Consider the following 18,786-nt stretch of genomic DNA (forward strand, 5'->3'; position numbering starts at 1 on the left):
TTCAGCTGATCTTCCCGTCCACTATGTGAATGCGGCGATCCATGCGTGCGGCCATGTCGAGGTCATGCGTGACTGCCACGACCGTCTTGCCGCGTTCGCGCACCAGATTCTGCAGGATTGTGAACACCTGCTCCGAGCTCTTGCTGTCGAGGCTCCCCGTCGGCTCGTCTGCCAGGATAGCCACCGACAGCGATGGAGGAGAGTTGATGAGTAGGAAATCGCGCGCTTCGACCGATGCCGTTCTCAAGGAACTACGCGCCTTCGGCCTCACCTATCCAGGCGCCGAGACAAAGAGTCCGTGGCCTGGTCACGACGATCTCGCGGTGAAAGGCAAGACCTTTGCTTATTTGAGCCTTGAAGGCGAACCGTTCAGCATCTCCCTCAAACTCCCCTACAGCGGCGACGAGGCGAGAAAGCTCCACTATGCGTCGCCGACGGAGTACGGCCTTGGCAAGAGCGGATGGGTGACGTTCGAACCAGCACCGGACGAACTGCCACCGATGGGACAACTGAAGTCATGGCTCGATGAGAGTTATCGCGCACAAGCGCCCAAAAAGCTTGCCGCCCTGATCACGCACAAGGTGGACTCTGGAGCTTAGGTCGAGCGATCGGTGTCACCCCACGAATCGCCGGCGCTAGAAGCTCAACGACGCCACGCCGATAAGCGCGTTTCTCATTGAATGACTTTAAGCCCAAAGCCGGCAAATCGTCTGCTTGCCGGTTCCCCTGCGTCAGGCTTAACCTGCGTGCCATGCGTGGAGGCGCGTGCGGTTGCAAGGGGAGGACATAGCAATGACAATACAAGGCGCATCACCGGACCTGTACAATGAGGATCTCGCTCCGGCGAAGGTTCGAAACTGGGGACCGTTCTCGATCTTCAACGTCTGGACGTCGGACGTCCACAGCCTGTGGGGCTACTATCTCGCTGCCAGCCTGTTCCTGTTCTGCGGCGGCTTCGTCAACTTCATCATCGCCATCGGTATCGGTTCGCTGATCATCTATGCGTTGATGAACATGGTCGGCTATGCCGGCGTGAAGACCGGGGTGCCCTACCCGGTCCTGGCGCGTGCCTCCTTCGGCATCTGGGGCGCCAACATACCGGCGCTGGTGCGCGCCATCGTCGCCTGCTTCTGGTACGGCGCGCAGACGGCGGCCGCCTCCGGGGCGATCGTAGCCCTGCTGATCCGCTCGCAATGGTTCGCCGACTTCAACCAGAGCACCCATTTCCTCGGCCACTCCGGGCTCGAGGTGATCTGCTTCGCCGTCATCTGGGCGCTGCAACTCCTGATCATCCAGAAAGGCATGGAAACGGTGCGCCGCTTCCAGGATTGGGCCGGACCGGCGGTGTGGGTGATGATGCTGATCCTGGCGATCTATCTTTGCATCAAGGCAGGCACCTTCGCGTTCACCAGCGACATCCCGATGGATGTGCTGCTGGAAAAGACAAAGGACGCGGGCGTGCCGGGCACGCCGGGCTCCTGGACCTCGCTGTTTGCGGTGGCCGCGATCTGGGTGACCTATTTCTCCGCGCTCTATCTCAACTTCTGCGATTTCGCGCGCTACGCCCCCGACAAGGCATCGCTGCGCAAGGGCAACATCTGGGGCCTGCCGGTCAATCTTATCCTGTTCTCGCTGGTCGCCGGCGTCACCACGATCGCCGCCTTCGATGTTTATGGCGAGGTGCTGCTGCATCCCGACCAGATTTCGGCGAAATTCGACAGCTGGTTCCTGGCGGCGCTCGCAGCCCTGACCTTTGCGGTGGCGACGCTCGGCATCAATGTGGTGGCGAACTTCGTGTCGCCGGCCTTCGACTTCTCCAATGTCTTTCCACGCCAGATCGACTTCAAGAAGGGCGGCTACATCGCGGCGCTGATCGCGCTGGTGCTCTATCCATTCGCGCCCTGGGAAGGCAGTGCCGCCTCCTTCGTCAACATCATTGGCGCAACGATGGGGCCGATCTTCGGCGTGATGATGGTCGACTACTATCTGATCCGGAAGGGCGAGGTCGACGTCGAGGCGCTCTACAGGGAGAATGGCGAATTCCGCTTTCAGGGCGGCTGGCATGTCAATGCCTTCATCGCCGCCGGTATCGGCGCGGTCTTCTCCTCGATCCTGCCCAACTTCACCAGCCTGCTGCCGTCATGGTGGGGCGTCTATGGCTGGTTCTTCGGCGTGGCAATTGCCGGCGTCATCTACTACGTGCTGCGCACCATGGCACTCGGTGCCGGAGCCAGGATAGCCAAGGCCTGAGCGATTTGGGGCGGCGCGAGCCGCCCCGTTTATTCTGCGACCATCTCGGCCAGGCGGCGCACCGTATTCCAGTTGCGCGAGGTGCCGATGCCGAGACGTTTGTGACTGACCGCCGCAAGCAGCCGCGAACTCGGCGTCTCGCGGGAAAAGACGATCCAGATGTCGCCGCCGACAATCCGCAGCTTCTCGTCCTTGCCGGCATACGCCTCAAGCGCCGCGGCGGTCTCGGCGGGAACGGGCGCCCGCATCACGCGCACCGCCACCTGGTCCGCGGCCTCAGCCGATTCGGCTGGGAACGGATTGCTGGCCGACATCCTCAGCCAGCCGTCGGCGCGGCGCACGATGATGTCGACGTGGCGGCCGAAAGTCTTTGCGAACGTCACCTCCAGCCGCTGCTCCAACGCCGCAAGGTCTGTTTCTTGCGCCTCGAAAACCAGATTGCCGGTCGCCACCAGCGTGCGCGGGTTATTCAGACCCAGGCCTTCGGCCATCGCCTTCAGATCGGACATGACGACCCGCCGCCCCTCGCCCAGGACAATGCTGTAGAGCAGCGCGACGTAAGTTTGCATGGGCGGCTAGTTAGACCAGCCGCGACTGCTCTACCGCCGCCTCGATGAAGCTGGCAAACAGCGGGTGCGGATCGAGCGGCCGGCTTTTCAACTCGGGATGGTACTGCACGCCGATGAACCAGGGGTGGTCGGGATATTCGACCGTTTCCGGTAGCACGCCGTCCGGCGACATGCCGGCAAACACCAGGCCGCAATCCTCGAGCCGCTCCTTATAGTCGACATTGACCTCGTAGCGATGGCGATGGCGTTCGGAAATCTGGGTATCGCCATAGATCTCGGCGATCTTCGATCCCTTGGCGAGGTCGGCCTGGTAGGCACCGAGCCGCATGGTACCACCAAGGTCGCCGGTTTCCCTGCGCTTTTCCAGCATGTTGCCCTTCAGCCATTCGGTCATCAAGCCGACAACCGGCTCCTCGGTTGGACCAAACTCGGTCGATGATGCGTGCTCGACGCCGGCCAGCGAACGCGCCGCCTCGATGCAGGCCATCTGCATGCCGAAGCAGATGCCGAAATACGGCACCTTGCGTTCGCGCGCGAACTTCGCCGCCAGGATCTTGCCCTCCGAGCCGCGCTCGCCAAAACCGCCGGGGACGAGAATGCCATGGACCTTCTCCAGCCACGGCGCCGGGTCTTCCTTCTCGAATATCTCGCTTTCGATCCAGTCGAGCTTGACCTTGACCCGGTTGGCGAGGCCGCCATGCGACAGCGCCTCGATCAGCGATTTGTAGGCGTCCTTGAGGCCGGTATATTTGCCGACGACGGCAATGGTCACTTCGCCTTCCGGATTTTGGATGCGGTTGGACACCGCTTGCCACCGTTCCATGCGCGGCTTCGGCGCCGGATCGATGCCGAAGGCCGCCAGCACTTCCGAATCCAGCCCTTCATTGTGATAGGCCATCGGCACGTCGTAGATATGCGGGACGTCGAGCGCCTGGATGACGGCGCTTTCGCGGACATTGCAGAACAGCGACAGCTTTCTGCGCTCTTCCTTGGGGATCGGCCGGTCGGCGCGGACCAGCAGTATGTCGGGTGCGATGCCGATGCCGCGCAACTCCTTGACCGAATGCTGCGTCGGCTTGGTCTTCAGTTCGCCTGCCGTCGGAATGTAAGGCATCAAGGTCAGGTGGACGTAGACGGCGTTGTTGCGCGGCAGGTCGTTGCCGAGTTGGCGGATCGCCTCCAGGAACGGCATCGCTTCGATGTCGCCGACGGTGCCGCCGATCTCGCACAGCACGAAATCGTAGTCGTCATTGCCGTTGAGGACGAAATTCTTGATCTCGTCGGTGACGTGCGGAATGACCTGCACGGTGGCGCCGAGATAGTCGCCGCGCCGCTCGCGCTCGATGATGTTCTTATAGATGCGGCCGGTGGTGATGTTGTCCTGCTGGTTGGCCGAGCGGCCGGTGAAGCGCTCATAATGGCCAAGATCGAGATCGGTCTCGGCCCCGTCATCGGTCACGAAGACTTCACCGTGCTGATAGGGCGACATCGTGCCGGGATCGACATTGAGATAGGGATCGAGCTTTTTGATGCGTGCGCGATAGCCCCGCGCCTGCAAGAGAGCCCCAAGGGCCGCTGCAGCAATGCCTTTTCCAAGTGAGGAGACCACGCCGCCTGTGATGAATACATATCGCGCCATGGGAGTCATCGCTTAACGCGGCCGAATTGATTCCGCCAGAGAAAAAACCGCCGCGAAGGCTTTTTCCCAAGAAGGCGCTCTGGTCGTTGGCGTATCAAAACAAAAGGGCCGGCGAGGCCGGCCCTTTTGGCACGATCTGTCAAAGCGTCAGATGATGACGACTTTGGTGCCTACTTTCACCCGGCGGTAAAGGTCCATGACGTGCTCGTTGATCATACGGAAGCAGCCATTGGAGGCGCTGGTTCCGATTGACTGCGGCGCGATGGTGCCGTGAATGCGCAGGTGGGTATCTTTCTTGCCGTCGTAAAGATAGATGGCGCGCGCACCGAGCGGATTGTCGCCGCCGCCGGGCATGCCGTCCTTGTACTGGCCATAGTGCTTGGGTTCGCGCTTTTGCATATCCAGCGTCGGAATCCAGCGCGGCCATTCCTGCTTGTCGCCGACGGCAACCGTACCCTTGAACTGCAGGCCTTCCCGGCCGACCGCGATGGCATAACGGCGGGCGGTTGACGATGATTCGACGAGGTAGAGACGACGGGCGCTGGTATCGATGACGATGGTGCCGGGGTTGTAGCCGGTGAATTCGACCTCCTGCGGCACGAATTCCGGCTTGACCTTGAACTGCCGCTTGGCCTGCTTCCTTTCGAGCGCGGCGTCGAGCGCGCGTGTTTCCGGAAGCAGCGACATCGACGAAGAGGATGTGCCGCCGAACAGTCCCGCGAACAGCCCGACGCTCTGCGGCTTCTGCCCGACCGGTTCGCTGCGCAACTCGCCATTGTTGCCGGTCAGCGCAACGTTCATGGCCTCGGCCGGGATCGGCTCGGCCGACTGGATCGGCGCAATGGGCGTAATCGGTTCGATGATGTTGACGGTCTTCTTCTTGGCCGGCGTGGCGTCAGCCACCTTGGCCGTTGCGAGCGGCTGGCTCTTCTTGGCAAGGAACGCCTGGCGTTCCGCATCGGCTTTGGCTTTCGCCGCCTCGCGCATCGCCAGCTTCCTGGCTTCGAGTGCCTTGGCGCGAGCGGCGTCCTTGTCGGCTGCGATCTTGGCTTCGATCTTGCGGATCTGCGCAAGGTCGTCCGGCGTCGGATCTTTCTTCTTCTTGAGAAGCTTCAATTGCGCTGCATCGCTTTTGGCAGCGACCTTGACGACGTCGGTTGTTGTTGCGGCTTTGTGGGCCGAGTTTGCCGTCGGCATGGCCGCGAAAGCGGGCGCACCTAGGCTGAGCACGGCACAAAGGCCGGCAAAAATGAAGCTGCGAAGCTGCATGGGGAAGATCCGATCGTTCAATGCTTGTTGCCCACGGCGTCGCCCGGCGCCCCCCAAGGACGCCGAGAATGCCGCGTGCAACGTATAATCGATTAGCCGGAAGCGCCTCAAGCGTGAGGCGCAGTCGAATCTTCGTGATCGTGCGGCATTTGCCGCGACTGTGTTCAAACGACAACAGATCGCGGCATAAGTTGCCCTATTACTGGTTGGGGACCTGCGGCGTAGCCGGCGCGGTGGCGCCGTTTGTCGCTGGCGGCGTCGCCGGAGCGGTTGGCGGCGGCGTCGTTGCCGCGCCATTGCCGGACGGCGGGGTCGGCGCCGTGGTGCCCGACGGCGGCGTCGGCGTCGTGGTTCCAGGCAATTGGTTGAGTACGCCCTTGCCTGCTCCGTCCGAGGTCGCCGGCACGCGATCGAGAATGTCGATCGGCTTCTCGCCATAGCGCGCAACGATCGACAGTGTCAGCGAAGTGACGAAGAAAGCGGCAGCCAGGATCGCCGTCGCCCGCGTCAGCGCATTGGCGGCGCCACGCGCGGTCATGAAGCCCGATCCGCCGCCGATGCCGAGGCCGCCGCCTTCGGAGCGCTGCAGCAGCACCACGCCGACAAGCGCGAGCACGACCATGAGGTGGACGACGATCAGTACGGTTTCCATAATTTACCCTGGCAAGGCCTTGTGCGGCCGCTGATTTGGAGGCGGCTCAATACAATGCTTTGACGGCATTTCCAAGCCCGTGGCCGGAATATGGGAAGCAATGCGTCCTTTGCAACGATTTCGACGCCGGCCGTCCGCTCAAATGCAGCAGCCAGCCCTTGTATCAAGCGATGTTTCGATAGGCTTCCGCGATGCCGAGGAAGTCCGCCGCCTTTAGGCTGGCGCCGCCGACCAGCGCGCCATCGACATTCCTGACGCCGAGCAACTCGATGGCGTTGGACGGCTTGACCGAGCCGCCGTAGAGAATGCGCATCTTGGCCGCCGTATTGCCGAGCTTCCGTGCCAGTTCTTCGCGGATATGCGCATGTGCCTCGGCGACGTCGGCGGCGGTCGGGGTCAAGCCGGTCCCAATCGCCCATATTGGCTCATAGGCAATGACGGTGTTGGAAGCCGTGGCGTTTGGCGGGACCGAGCCAGCGACCTGGCGCGACAGCACGTCGAGCGTGGCTCCTGCTTCTCGTTCGGCTCTTGTCTCACCAATGCAGATGATGGCCACCAGCCCGGCGCGCCATGCGGCGGAGGCCTTGGCCTGGACCAAGGCATCGTCCTCCTTGCGATCGGCGCGGCATTCGGAATGGCCGACGATGACATGGCTGGCACCTGCATCCTTCAGCATCTCGGCCGAAATGCAGCCGGTATAGGCGCCGCTCTCCTCGGTGTGGCAATCCTCTCCGCCGGCCCGCACCGGCGTGCGCGACAGAATCTCGGCGGCGTGCGCAAGCAAGGTCGCCGGCACGCAGACCACCGCTTCGGTCTCGGCGTCGAGCCCACTCATGAAGCCGTTGCCGATCATCCTGATCTCGTTGAGCGAGGCGCTGGTGCCGTTCATTTTCCAGTTGCCGGCGACGAGCGGGCGGATTCCAGTGGTCATGGGATTTGTTTCTCCGGGCAATTTCCAGCTGGCCCTCACTATCAAAATCAGGCCACAAAGCAATCGACAGTGGGCAGGAAGGGCGCTATTGCGCTTGTTTCAGACTCGGCGCATGCGAAATGCGCAAAAATCGGAAGTACTCATGCTTGGTATGTTGAGAAGCGCGGCGGGGACCTGGGTCGCGAAACTGCTGCTGTCATTGTTGGTGTTGAGCTTCGCCATCTGGGGCATCTCGGGGCGGCTGATGGGCGGTCTTGCCGGCCATGACGCCGTGATTACGGCCGGAGGCACCAAGGTCTCGATCAACGAATACCGCCTCGCCTACGATCGCCAGCTCAGCGTCATGTCGCAGCAATTCGGCCAGCGCATCAGCCGTGAGCAAGCGACGGCGCTCGGCATCGACAACCAGGTGCTGGCGCAACTCGTGTCGGGTGCCGTCCTCGACGAGCAGGCCCGCAAGCTCGGCCTCGGCCTGTCCAAGGACCGGCTCGCCGAACTGACGCGTGAAGACCCGGCGTTCAAAGGGCCTGCCGGAACCTTCGACAGGAGAACCTTCGAGTACCTGCTTCGGCAGGTCGGCATGCGGCCGGATGACTATTTGAAGAACCGCGCCCAGGTCGCGGTCCGCCAGCAGATCGTCGAGGCGGTTTCGGACGGCCTCAAGGCCCCGGATACATTCTTCAAGGCGGTCGCGCTCTATCGCGGCGAAGATCGCACCATCGACTACCTGACCTTGCCGAAATCGCTGGTCGAACCGATAGAAGCGCCGTCCGACAGCGCGCTTTCGGCCTATTTCGAGGAAAACAAGAAAACCTACGCCGCTCCCGAATACCGTAAGTTCTCCTATGTCAGGCTCGAACCGGAAGACATCATGGATTTGAGCGCGGTGACCGACCAACAGGTCAGCGACGACTACAATAAGAACAAGGCGCGCTACACCACGCCGGAGATGCGCACCATCGAGCAGCTTGTGTTCAAGACACCTGATGCCGCAAAGGCGGCGCTCGATTCGCTCAGGACCGGCGCGACCTTCGACAAGATCGTCGCTGCCGAAGGCAAGACGCCGGCAGACACGCTGCTCGGCACGCTGGCCAAGGACAAGATCGCCGACAAGGCGGTCGCCGATGCTGCCTTCAAACTGAACGTCAATGAGGTCAGCCCGGTCGTACAGGGCGCCTTTGGTCCCGTTCTGCTGCGCGTCACCGACATCAAGCCCGAAGTGGTGAAGCCGCTGGCCGAAGTGTCCGAGCAGATCCGCAAGGACCTGGCACTGGGCGAGGCAAGCCGCATCTTGCTGGACGTGCACGACAATTACGAGGATACGCGCGCCTCGGGCAGTTCGCTCGCCGAGGCTGCCGCCAAATTGAAGCTGAAGGTCGTCACCATCGATGCCATCGACCGCACCGGCCAACGGCCGGATGGAAGCATCGTCAAAGACCTGCCGGAATCGCCGGCACTCATCAAGGCGGTGTTCGAATCCGAACCCGGAACCGACAATGAAGGCCTCACCACCGCCGATAACGGCTTCGTCTTCTACGACGTGAGCGCGATCACGCCTGCCCGCGATCGCACATTGGACGAAGTCCGCCAGAAGGTCGTGGCCGACTGGACCGCGGCGGAGACCACCAAACGGCTCACAGCAAAAGCACAGGAGCTCGAGAAGCGTCTCAAGGCCGGCGTCACGCTCGAGGTGATCGCCGGTGAGCTCAAGCTCGAAAAGCAGACCAAGCGCGGCGTCAAGCGCGATGCGGACGACGTCGATTTCGGCAAGGAAGGCGCCGCCGCGATGTTCGGCGTCGGAGAAGGCGGCGCCGGGTTGATCCCCTCACCTACGGGCGACGGACAGATCCTGTTCAAGGTTGCCGAGGTGTTCGAGCCTGCCGGGGCCGATGCCAGCTCAGTGCCCCAGGACGCACAGAAGTCCTTCACCTCCGGCATGTCCGACGACCTGCTCGACCAGTTGGTGGCGCAGTTGCAGACGCAATATGACGTCCGCATCGATCAGGCGGCCGTAACCCAAGCCCTGGCCAGATGAGCGCGCTGAAGATCCACATCGCCAAGGTCGCCGCCGGCAGCGCTCTTTCCTTCGAGGAGGCGCGCGAGGCCTTCGACATCATCATGTCCGGCGATGCCACCCCCGGCCAGATCGGCGGCTTCTTGATGGCATTGCGCGTGCGCGGTGAGACCGTCAGCGAGATCGCCGGCGCCGTCGCCACCATGCGCGCCAAGATGCTGCGTGTCGAAGCTCCCGAGGGTGCCATCGACATTGTCGGCACCGGCGGCGACAATTCGCACAGCGTCAACATTTCGACCGCATCCGCTTTCGTCATCGCCGGCAGCGGCGTGCCCGTCGCCAAGCACGGCAATCGCGGACTGTCCTCGCTGACCGGCGCCGCCGATGTGCTGATCGCATTGGGCGTCAAGATCGACATCCCTCCGGAGACGATCGGCCGCTGCATCCACGAGGCCGGCGTTGGCTTCATGTTCGCGCCGGCGCATCACCCGGCGATGAAGCATGTCGGCCCGACCCGGGTCGAGCTCGGAACCCGCACCATCTTCAACCTGCTGGGCCCGCTTTCCAATCCGGCGAGTGTCAGACGGCAGATGGTCGGCGTGTTCCTGCCCGAATGGATCATGCCGGTGGCAGAAACGTTGAAGGAACTTGGTGCCGACCATGCCTGGATCGTCCATGGCGACGGCTATGACGAGATCACCACCACCGGCGAGACACTTGTCGCCGAATTGGCCGGCGGCGAGATCCGCAGCTTTACGCTGACCCCGGAAGCCGTCGGACTGAAGCGGCACACCAAGGACGAGTTGCGCGGCGGCGACGCCGCCCACAACGCCCAGGCACTGCGCGACATGCTGGGCGGCGCCGCCGGCGCCTTTCGCGATACGGTGCTGATGAATGCCGGCGCCGGGCTGGTGGTGGCCGGCACAGCGACGACGCTCGCCGACGGCATGGTAACGGCGGCGCAGGCCATCGACAGCGGCCGCGCGCTGAAAGTGCTCGACAGGCTGATCGAGATTTCGAACGGTTAAAAACCATGTCCGACATCCTGCGCAAGATCGAGGCTTACAAGCGCGACGAGATCACGGCGGCCAAGGCGCGCGTGCCGCTGGCTGAGATCAAGGCACGGGCGACGCATGCCGACGCGCCGCGCGGCTTTCTTTCCGCCCTTGAAGCAAAGCGCAAATCCGGCAGGTTCGCGCTGATTGCCGAAATCAAGAAGGCTAGCCCATCCAAAGGCCTGATCCGCGCCGATTTCGATCCGCCGGCGCTGGCCAGGGCCTATGCGAAGGGCGGTGCCGCCTGCCTTTCGGTGCTGACCGACGCACCCTCCTTCCAAGGCGCGCCCGAATTCCTCACCACTGCGCGCGCTGCCGTCGAGCTGCCTGCCTTGCGCAAGGATTTCCTGTTCGACCCCTATCAGGTCTACGAGGCCAGGGCATGGGGCGCCGATGCCATCCTGATCATCATGGCCAGCGTCGACGACGCGTTGGCAAGAGAACTCGAAGCGACAGCGTTCGGGCTCGGCATGGACGCGCTGGTCGAAGTGCATGACGAGGCTGAAATGGAACGCGCGCTGCAGCTGTCGTCGCGGCTGATCGGTATCAACAACCGCAATCTCCGGACCTTCGAAACCAGCCTGCAGACCTCGGAGCGGCTGGCAGCGATGGTGCCGGCCGACCGCCATCTGGTCAGCGAGAGCGGTATCTTTTCGCACGACGATTGCCGCCGGCTGGAGCAGAGCGGAATTGCGACTTTCCTGGTCGGCGAGAGCCTGATGCGCCAGCAGGACGTGGCCGCGGCAACGCGCCTGCTGTTGACGGGCAAGGCGCCGGCAGAGGCCGTTTGAGGATGGCGGCCACCCTCACCCATCTTGGCGCGCAGGGCGAAGCCAACATGGTCGATGTCGGCGACAAGGCTGTGACGGTGCGCACGGCAGTCGCAGAAGGCTTTGTCGCGATGCGGCCCGAGACGCTGGACATGATCCTCGCCGGCGACGCCAAGAAGGGCGACGTGCTGGGCACCGCGCGCATTGCCGGCATCATGGCGGCCAAGAAGACGCATGAACTGATCCCGCTTTGCCATCCGCTGCTGCTGACCAGGATATCTGTCGATATCGAGGCGGACGCCGCGCTGCCCGGCCTGAAGGTGACAGCATTGACCCGCGTCACCGGCAAGACCGGCGTTGAGATGGAGGCTCTGAGTGCCGTCTCGGTCGCTTGCCTGACCATCTACGACATGGCCAAGGCGGTCGACCGCGCCATGGTCATCTCCGGCATAAGGCTGGTTGAAAAGACCGGCGGCAAATCCGGCGACTACAAGATCACCGGAGACGGGGCCACCGAGGCAGGCCGATAATGGTGCTGGTCCCAGTTGCCGAGGCGCTCGAGCGCCTGCTGGACGGCGCAGCAGCGCTGCCGGGCGAACGCGTCGCACTGCTGGATGCCGCCGACCGCGTGCTGGCGGAGCCGGTTGTGGCGCTCCGCACCCAGCCGCCGTTCAACGCCTCCGCCATGGACGGCTATGCCGTGCGGGCGGCCGATATCGCGTCCGTACCGGCAAGGCTTTCGGTGGTCGGCATGGCGCCGGCCGGACGCGGCTTTGCCGGAACGGTGCAGCAGCGGCAGGCCGTGCGCATCTTTACCGGCGCGCCGCTTCCCGAAGGCGCCGACACTATCGTCATCCAGGAGAACGTCCGCGATCTCGGTGGCGGCAGCGTCGAAGTGACGGAACGGACGGTGCAGGGGCGCAACATCCGCCGCCTCGGGCTCGATTTCGCCAAGGGCGATGTCCTGCTGCCCAAAGGCCGCCTGCTCGACCCGGCGGCCTTGCCGCTGGCGGCATCGGCCAATCACCCCGAGGTGCGCGTGGTCAAACGGCCGCTGGTGGCCATCATCGCCACCGGCGACGAATTACTGCCGCCGGGCAGCGATCTTGGCCCCGACCAGATCATCTCCTCCAACGCCTATGGTGTCGCCGCTGCCGCACAGTCGGTCGGTGCGCGCGCGCTCGACCTTGGCATCGCGCCGGACCGCAGGGAGGCGATCGCTGCGCTGGTTGAAAAGGCCGTGAAGGCTGGCGCGAACGTCATCGTCACGCTGGGCGGTGCCTCGGTCGGTGACCACGACTTCGTCCATGACGTGCTGACCGGGCAAGGCATGACGCTCGATTTCTGGAAGATCGCCATGCGGCCGGGCAAGCCACTGATGTTCGGGCGGCTGGGAGACATTCGCTGCATCGGCCTGCCCGGCAATCCGGTGGCAAGCCTGGTCTGCACTCAGCTCTTCCTGAAGCCGCTGCTGGCGCGGCTCGGCGGCCGCGCCTTTCAGCAGGATATACGTCGGGCACGGCTCGGTGCCGCCATGCCGGCCAACGATCTCAGGCAAGATTATGTGCGGGCTGTTGTCATAGATGACGCCGGTACGCTCGTGGCGACGCCGTTCGGCATCCAGGACTCCTCGATGCTGAAAATGCTGGCCGATGCCAACGGGCTGATCGTTCGCGCGCCGTTCGCGCCTGCCGCGGCGACGGGCTCCCCCTGCGACGTGCTGATGCTACGCTGAACCTGCCTCACTCCGAAATCAAGGTCCGGGTCAGCGGATGGTCTGGATCGGCCAAACCGTCGATGATGTTGAAATGATGCCGGTCAGGTTCGACCACCGAGCTGGTCGCGGAACCCAGGCCGATCCAGATGTTGGCCAGCAACGCGCTCTGACGCAGGAATTCGGCGCGCTCGCCGCCGCCGGCCCAGCAGGTCAGGCGGGCCTTGTCCATCGGGCGCAGCAGCACCGGACTTTCGGCCTGCGCCTCGGCCTCATCGATCGCCAGCGTCTCGTTCATGCCGGTGCGCATGATCGGGCGCAAATCGTGCACCCCCGAGATCGACACCACATGACGAACGCGCCGGACCACTTCGGTCGCCAGCGGCGTCGTCGCCGTAACCATCCGGCTAACAAGATGGCCGCCGGCCGAGTGCCCGGTCAGCATCAGCGGCCCTGCAACCGTCGCCGCCGCCTTGCCGATCGCCGCGCCGACCTCCTTGACGATGCCGCCAATGCGTATCTGCGGACAGAGCGTGTAGGACGGCATCGCCACCGCATAGCCGCGATCAACAGGGCCAGCGGCAAGATGCGACCAGAAATTCTTGTCGAATTCCATCCAGTAGCCGCCATGAACGAACACTACGAGTCCCTTGGGCTTGATGGCCGGCAGGAAAAGATCGAGCCGGTTGCGTGGGTTGTCGCCATAGGCCATGTCGAGCCGCGCCCTGCCCTCGGTCGAAAGCACGTCGCGGAAAACCCGCGCGGGCTCGATCCAGGCCGCCGGCCAGCGATCGCTGCCGGCTATGTTGGCGCCGTTGGCATAGGCGTTGTCCCAATCGGCAATGTGACGTTCGAACACCCTGCGCCCTCCCTGGCATATGGCCCTGCAGCGTAGCCGTAAGCATCGCGCGGCGCGTCGTCGCCAGCCTCACGATTCCAGCTCTCGCATCAATCTCAAGTGACAGCTGCTTTGATGGCGAAGCGCGCATCCTTCCACGCACCGGTGTGCAGGATGTCCTCAAGCACTTTGACGGCCTGCCAGACATCGGCATAGCCGACATAGAGCGGGGTGAAGCCGAAGCGCATGGTCGATGGCGCGCGAAAATCGCCGATCACGCCACGTTCGATCAGCGCGCGCATGACCTGGTAGCCATGCTCATGCATGAATGAAATCTGGCTGCCGCGTTTTTCCCCATCGCGCGTGCTTTCGAGCGTGAGCCCGTAAGTGCCGCACTTTGCCTCGACAAGCTCGATGAACAGATCCGCCAGCGCGATGCTCTTCTTGCGCACCGCCGTCATGTCGACATCGTTCCAGATGTCGAGCGCGCCCTTCAGCGTGCGCATCGACAGGACCGGCTGCGTGCCGCACAGAAACCGGCGGATGCCGGTGCCGGCCGCATAGCCTGGCTCGAAGGCGAAGGGCCGTGCATGGCCCCACCAGCCGGTGAGCGGCTGCTGGATGTCGGAAAGATGCCGCTCAGCCGCATAGATGAAGGCAGGCGCGCCCGGGCCGCCATTCAGATATTTGTAGGTGCAGCCAACGGCAAAATCGGCGTTTGCCTTGTCGAGCTCGACTGGCATCGCGCCGGCGGTGTGGCAGAGATCCCAGACGATCATCGCCCCGGCTTCCTGAGCCCTGCGCGTCAGCGCCGGCATGTCGCGCAGTTCGCCCGACTTATAGTTGACGTGGTTGACCAGCACCACGGCGGTGCGTTCGTCGATCAGCTCTTCGATGGTCGGCGCGTCGACTCCCGAGAGGCGCAGCAGCGTATCTTTTCGCGTCGAAACCACACCCTCGGCCATGTAGAGGTCCGTCGGAAAACTATCGCCCTCGGCGACGATGACCTGCCGCTCCGGTCGCATGGCCATGGCGGCGTGCAGCAGCTTGTAGATATTGACCGATGTCGTGTCGCAGACCACTGTCTGGCCGGCCGCGGCCCCGATCAGGCGCCCGAGCTGGTCGCCAAGTTCAAGCGGCATGTTGAACCAGCCGGCCGTGTTCCATGCGCGGATGAGATCATGCGACCATTCTTCGGTCGCGGCCTTGTGCAGTTCATCGAAAGCGGCACGTGAAGCAGCTCCTAGCGAATTGCCGTCGAGATAGATCACTCCTTGCGGCAACACAAAGCGGTCGCGCATCGCGCGCAGCGGATCCGCGGCATCCATCGCCTTTATGGCCACGAGATCGGGAATTCCTGTCATGATTTGTCTGCTCCCCCAACATCCAACGCAACGCCGGACACGCATCGACTGTTCTTCCATTACCTGGTTGCGCGCAGCAAGGCTCCACCGGCGAGAAGCAGCCTGACCAGGCGGTGGAAACCGGGACTTAACCCGAGGTTGGCGTTTTGAGTTCGTTTCGTTCACGGTGCATCGACCAAACCGCACAGTCGATACGGGTTCAATTCCGTGCCTTTTGCCGACCGACGGCCGATGCCAGTGCTGCCTTCTAGGAGGCCAGAAGGGCGCAAACGAAAGCAGAATCAAGGCGATGAGGCTCGCGGCGGTGAAAATGCGGTACGCCGGTAGGGGACGTCGTTTGTTTCCCGAGCCTTAACGCATTCATTAAACTTTAAACAGTTGCGGAACACAACTGGAACAGATAGTGTTTGTTCTGGGTTTGTTTTTCTGATTCTGTTGGGGGTCGCTATGCTGACACGCAAACAACACGAACTGCTTATGTTCATCCACGAAAGGTTGAAGGAAAGCGGTATCCCGCCTTCATTCGACGAGATGAAGGAAGCGCTCGACCTGGCTTCCAAATCCGGAATCCACCGGCTGATTACGGCGCTGGAGGAGCGCGGCTTCATTCGCCGTTTGCCCAACCGGGCCCGTGCGCTGGAGGTGCTACGCCTGCCTGACTCGATCGCCCCCGGCCTCAATGCGGCGCGCAAGTTCTCGCCGAGTGTCATCCAGGGCAGTCTTGGGCAAGGCGCCCCTCGGCAAGGCAAGCCGACATCGTCGCGCGTGCCCGCAGCCGGAAATGACGACGATGTCGTCGCCGCCGTTTCGATCCCGGTGATGGGCCGCATCGCTGCCGGTGTGCCGATCGACGCCATCCAGCACCAGACGCATTCGATTTCGGTGCCGCCGGATATGATCATGGGCGGCGAGCATTATGCGCTTGAGGTCAAAGGCGATTCGATGATCGAGGCCGGCATTTTCGACGGCGACACGGTGATCATCCGCAATGCCGATACGGCGAGCCCCGGTGAGATCGTGGTGGCACTGGTCGACGAGGAGGAAGCGACGCTGAAGCGGTTCCGCCGCAAGGGCGCCTCGATCGCCCTGGAAGCCGCCAATCCGGCCTACGAGACGCGCATCTTCGGACCAGACAGGGTCAAGGTGCAGGGCAAGCTCGTCGGACTGATCCGCCGCTACTGAGCTCCGCCCTTGGCGCCGGCTTTGGGGTTGTCGGCCCGGCGGTATGGCGGCAGGCCCCGTGCCGCGCGTGAAAATTTCCGCTGCACGTGCCAGGGCCGGTATGATTTTTCGACGGCGAAGCGGATCTCGGCGCGTGTTGCCGCTTGTGGATCGAAATAGACGGCGGCACTTCCCGCGCGCGCCAGTTGCCGTTTGGTGACGACGAGGACCAGCCGGTCGTAGTAGCAGGGGTTATGGGCGGTGGCGTCGTCGATGACGATCAAGCTGGCAAAGGCGCAGGCTGGCCGCGCAGTATCGCGGTCCTTGGCTTGCGCGATGATCGCGCCGGATGGATGCCTGGCAAGGCAGAGGCCGTCCGTGCAAATGAACGGCATGCCCGGCGGTAGGTCGGCCGGATCGGCAATGTCGAATTGCGGGTCGTTCTTTCCAGGTGTTTCCGGCGCGACGATAGCCTCTGATGTGAGCGCGCGTTTCCAGTTGTCGATGGTGAACTCATTCGGGCGTGCCCGGTTGACCGCGAGTTCACCGCTGCCGATCGGCAGCGCGACCAGCCGTGCGTCCTCCGAGACCAATACGTCGGGTATGCGTGTCTGCGTTGTCGTCAGCAAGCCGGCGAGCGCAAAAGGAAGTGCCGCCAGCCGCAACCACGTCGTCGCCATGCTGGCAATGACGAGGGCGATCGTCACCAGAAGGACGGATCTCAGCGAAATCAGCCCGACCGCATCGATCGGCGAGCGCTCCGAGATCCACCCGGACAGGGCGATCATCGCCGTCAGCCCCTTGCCCATGACATAGAGAAAAGGGCCATCCGCACCGAACGGCATCGCCAGCGCGCTGAGAACGGCGAAGGGCATGACGACCAGTGACACGATGGGCATGATGGCCAGATTGGCGAACAGGCTGAGCGGCGCCACGCGCTGGAAATGCCATATGGCGAAAAGCGCCGTGGCGCTCCCTGCAATGATCGAGGTCATCGCCAGACCGCACATGCCCAGCAGGACCTTTCGAGTGGCAAAGCGTAGCGGCGACTGCCGCGGCGGCGGCGTGGTGGCCCTGCCGGCGCGGTAATCGGACCAGCCTGCATAGGCGCCGACAAGGGCCGCCGTCGCGGCGAAGGACATCTGGAAACTCGGACCGACCACCTCGTGCGGCGACACCAGGATGACCGCGATGGCCGAGATCGCCAGGTTGCGCATGGTGAGCGCGGCCCGGTCGAACAGCACGGCGATAAGCATCACCGCCAGCATGATGAAGCTGCGTTCGGCCGCCACGACAATGCCGGAAAAGACGAGGTAGGCCGCAATCGAAAAAAGCGCGGCGGCCGCGGCATATTTCTTGACCGGCCGTCGGGATGAGAAATCGGGAAACAGCGCGAAGGCACCCCGCAGCAGCGCCATGATGGTGCCGGCGACCAACGCCATATGCAGCCCCGAGATAGAGATGATGTGGTAGATGCCGGTGCGCCGCATCGCTTCGTTGATCTCCTCGGGAATGCCGGCGCGCACGCCGACGATCAGCGCAGCAGCAATCTCGCCCTCGGCACCGCCGATGCGGCTGCGGATATGGTCGGCGATGGATTCGCGCGCGTCTTCGATCGCGGAAGAAAGCTGCGCGGCAAGCGGCATGCTGCCCGACGACACGACTTTCGGATTGCCGAGAAAAAAGCCGCTGCCGCCGATACCGGCGAAATAGCTGTCGAACGAGAAATCATAGCTGTCGGGCCGCACCGGGCCGGTCGGCGGCAGCAGCCGCACATAGCCGGTGATCTCGGAACCGGCGGTCAGCTCAGCCGGTATCTTCATCGCCGAAACGCGGACCCGTTCCGGCATGTAGCGCAGTGTCGGCCTGGCCGTTGAGATCACATCGATTGTCAGCCTGATGCGGCCGCTCGCCATGGGCTCGTACGATACGACGCGACCCGTCAGCCGCGTCGAGATTTCGGAGCCGAGCATATGCGTTCCGACACGCCATGTCTCGAACTTGGCGGCAAGTACGCCAAGCGCGCAGAGCAGCGCCACCATGAAGCACAGGCGCGTCCTGGGCCATGACCGCGAGACGACGGCACAAAGGGTCGCGAGGAGCGCGATTGCGATCGGCTGTGGAAAGGCCGGCTCCACCGACAGCCCGAAATAAACGACCACCCCGCATGCGAGGAACACCGGCACCAGCAGGAAGGCGATGCCGCGGTCGAGTTCCAGACCGGCCGCCGTGGTTACGCTGTTGCGGATACGGGACGGTGACGGGAGGCGGAAACGCCTGGGCAGGCGTACGATGGGCTCGCCCGCGGGCACGAGAACCGTTGCTGGGTCGCTGGCCGGCAGCGACGGAGCATCGAAGCGCGGAGCAGGTAGCAATGCCGGTGCCGGCAGGACAGGCGGGGGAGCGGCAAACAGCAAGGGTTCGCTGACGTCGCTGCCAACGTCCTCGCCCTCGCCCGCACCACGGCCTCGCACAGCCATCGGGTCTGCCCCTTGCGCCCTCGACCTCCTATGCTACATGAACGCGCAACGCGCGAAAGTCCGCAAACCCACTTCCTTCG

At 63.5% G+C, this 18,786-nt stretch carries 16 protein-coding genes and 1 pseudogene; 8 read left to right on the forward strand and 9 right to left on the reverse strand.

All coding sequences use genetic code 11. The annotated features are described in order from the left end of the window. Position 1: 1 nt before the first annotated feature. Positions 2-211: pseudogene (locus NKI41_RS26440) on the reverse strand (ABC transporter ATP-binding protein); the annotation flags it as partial. Here NKI41_RS26440 and NKI41_RS26445 point away from each other — a divergent pair. Both NKI41_RS26445 and NKI41_RS26450 read left to right on the forward strand, forming a co-directional pair. Beyond that, entirely contained in the window at positions 207-599 is a 393-nt protein-coding gene (locus tag NKI41_RS26445) for an MmcQ/YjbR family DNA-binding protein (RefSeq protein WP_352474256.1), read from the forward strand. The pseudogene NKI41_RS26440 and the gene NKI41_RS26445 overlap by 5 nt on opposite strands. Before the next feature lie 193 nt (positions 600-792). Continuing rightward, the gene (locus NKI41_RS26450; protein ID WP_352474257.1) at positions 793-2,250 is read left to right on the forward strand and encodes an NCS1 family nucleobase:cation symporter-1; all 1,458 of its coding nucleotides are present in this window, start codon (positions 793-795) and stop codon (positions 2,248-2,250) included. A 29-nt stretch (positions 2,251-2,279) separates the two neighbouring features. Here NKI41_RS26450 and NKI41_RS26455 read toward each other — a convergent pair whose 3' ends face one another. The 5 genes from NKI41_RS26455 to tpiA all read right to left on the reverse strand — a co-directional run bounded on the left by NKI41_RS26455 (position 2,280) and on the right by tpiA (position 7,310). After that, positions 2,280-2,819, reverse strand: coding sequence for a DUF1697 domain-containing protein (locus tag NKI41_RS26455; RefSeq protein ID WP_352685752.1), 540 nt, complete (start codon positions 2,817-2,819; stop codon positions 2,280-2,282). A gap of 10 nt (positions 2,820-2,829) precedes the next feature. After that, positions 2,830-4,458, reverse strand: coding sequence for a CTP synthase (pyrG, locus tag NKI41_RS26460; RefSeq protein ID WP_352685754.1), 1,629 nt, complete (start codon positions 4,456-4,458; stop codon positions 2,830-2,832). Between the two features lie 147 nt (positions 4,459-4,605). Further along, positions 4,606-5,727: a L,D-transpeptidase gene (locus NKI41_RS26465; protein WP_352685756.1), complete on the reverse strand. Its 1,122-nt coding sequence runs from the start codon at positions 5,725-5,727 to the stop codon at positions 4,606-4,608. A 199-nt stretch (positions 5,728-5,926) separates the two neighbouring features. Beyond that, complete coding sequence (gene secG, locus NKI41_RS26470) at positions 5,927-6,379, reverse strand: preprotein translocase subunit SecG (RefSeq protein ID WP_352474262.1); 453 nt, start codon at positions 6,377-6,379, stop codon at positions 5,927-5,929. Between the two features lie 163 nt (positions 6,380-6,542). Further along, entirely contained in the window at positions 6,543-7,310 is a 768-nt protein-coding gene (tpiA, locus tag NKI41_RS26475) for a triose-phosphate isomerase (protein ID WP_352474263.1), read from the reverse strand. 142 nt (positions 7,311-7,452) lie between these two features. On the opposite strand from tpiA, the gene NKI41_RS26480 reads away from it, so the two are divergent. Genes NKI41_RS26480 through NKI41_RS26500 form a run of 5 tightly spaced genes read left to right on the forward strand, consistent with a single transcriptional unit; the run spans position 7,453 to position 12,884 of the window. Next, a complete protein-coding gene (locus NKI41_RS26480) occupies positions 7,453-9,345 on the forward strand; it encodes a SurA N-terminal domain-containing protein (RefSeq protein ID WP_352685758.1) in 1,893 nt (630 codons plus the stop codon). Continuing rightward, the gene (gene trpD / locus NKI41_RS26485) at positions 9,342-10,352 is read left to right on the forward strand and encodes an anthranilate phosphoribosyltransferase (protein ID WP_352474265.1); all 1,011 of its coding nucleotides are present in this window, start codon (positions 9,342-9,344) and stop codon (positions 10,350-10,352) included. Before NKI41_RS26480 ends, trpD begins: the two co-directional genes overlap by 4 nt. Before the next feature lie 5 nt (positions 10,353-10,357). Further along, positions 10,358-11,170, forward strand: coding sequence for an indole-3-glycerol phosphate synthase TrpC (trpC, locus tag NKI41_RS26490; RefSeq protein WP_352685760.1), 813 nt, complete (start codon positions 10,358-10,360; stop codon positions 11,168-11,170). 2 nt (positions 11,171-11,172) lie between these two features. Beyond that, a complete protein-coding gene (moaC, locus tag NKI41_RS26495) occupies positions 11,173-11,679 on the forward strand; it encodes a cyclic pyranopterin monophosphate synthase MoaC (protein ID WP_352474267.1) in 507 nt (168 codons plus the stop codon). Continuing rightward, on the forward strand, positions 11,679-12,884 hold the full coding sequence (locus NKI41_RS26500) for a molybdopterin molybdotransferase MoeA (RefSeq protein WP_352685762.1): 1,206 nt from the start codon (positions 11,679-11,681) through the stop codon (positions 12,882-12,884). Before moaC ends, NKI41_RS26500 begins: the two co-directional genes overlap by 1 nt. 7 nt (positions 12,885-12,891) lie before the next feature. Here NKI41_RS26500 and NKI41_RS26505 read toward each other — a convergent pair whose 3' ends face one another. Together NKI41_RS26505 and kynU are read right to left on the reverse strand one after the other, a co-directional pair. Continuing rightward, on the reverse strand, positions 12,892-13,722 hold the full coding sequence (locus NKI41_RS26505; protein ID WP_352685764.1) for a hormone-sensitive lipase: 831 nt from the start codon (positions 13,720-13,722) through the stop codon (positions 12,892-12,894). Between the two features lie 95 nt (positions 13,723-13,817). Then, positions 13,818-15,065: a kynureninase gene (gene kynU / locus NKI41_RS26510; RefSeq protein WP_352685766.1), complete on the reverse strand. Its 1,248-nt coding sequence runs from the start codon at positions 15,063-15,065 to the stop codon at positions 13,818-13,820. A gap of 447 nt (positions 15,066-15,512) precedes the next feature. Between kynU and lexA the strand changes: the two genes are divergently transcribed. Then, on the forward strand, positions 15,513-16,247 hold the full coding sequence (gene lexA / locus NKI41_RS26515) for a transcriptional repressor LexA (RefSeq protein ID WP_023674949.1): 735 nt from the start codon (positions 15,513-15,515) through the stop codon (positions 16,245-16,247). On the opposite strand, the gene NKI41_RS26520 is transcribed toward lexA, so the two are convergent. Beyond that, positions 16,241-18,706: a ComEC/Rec2 family competence protein gene (locus tag NKI41_RS26520; RefSeq protein ID WP_352685768.1), complete on the reverse strand. Its 2,466-nt coding sequence runs from the start codon at positions 18,704-18,706 to the stop codon at positions 16,241-16,243. The genes lexA and NKI41_RS26520 overlap by 7 nt on opposite strands. Positions 18,707-18,786: the final 80 nt, after the last annotated feature.

Origin of the sequence: Mesorhizobium sp. M0601 (genome assembly GCF_040320845.1) — a bacterium.
GTDB lineage: Bacteria > Pseudomonadota > Alphaproteobacteria > Rhizobiales > Rhizobiaceae > Mesorhizobium.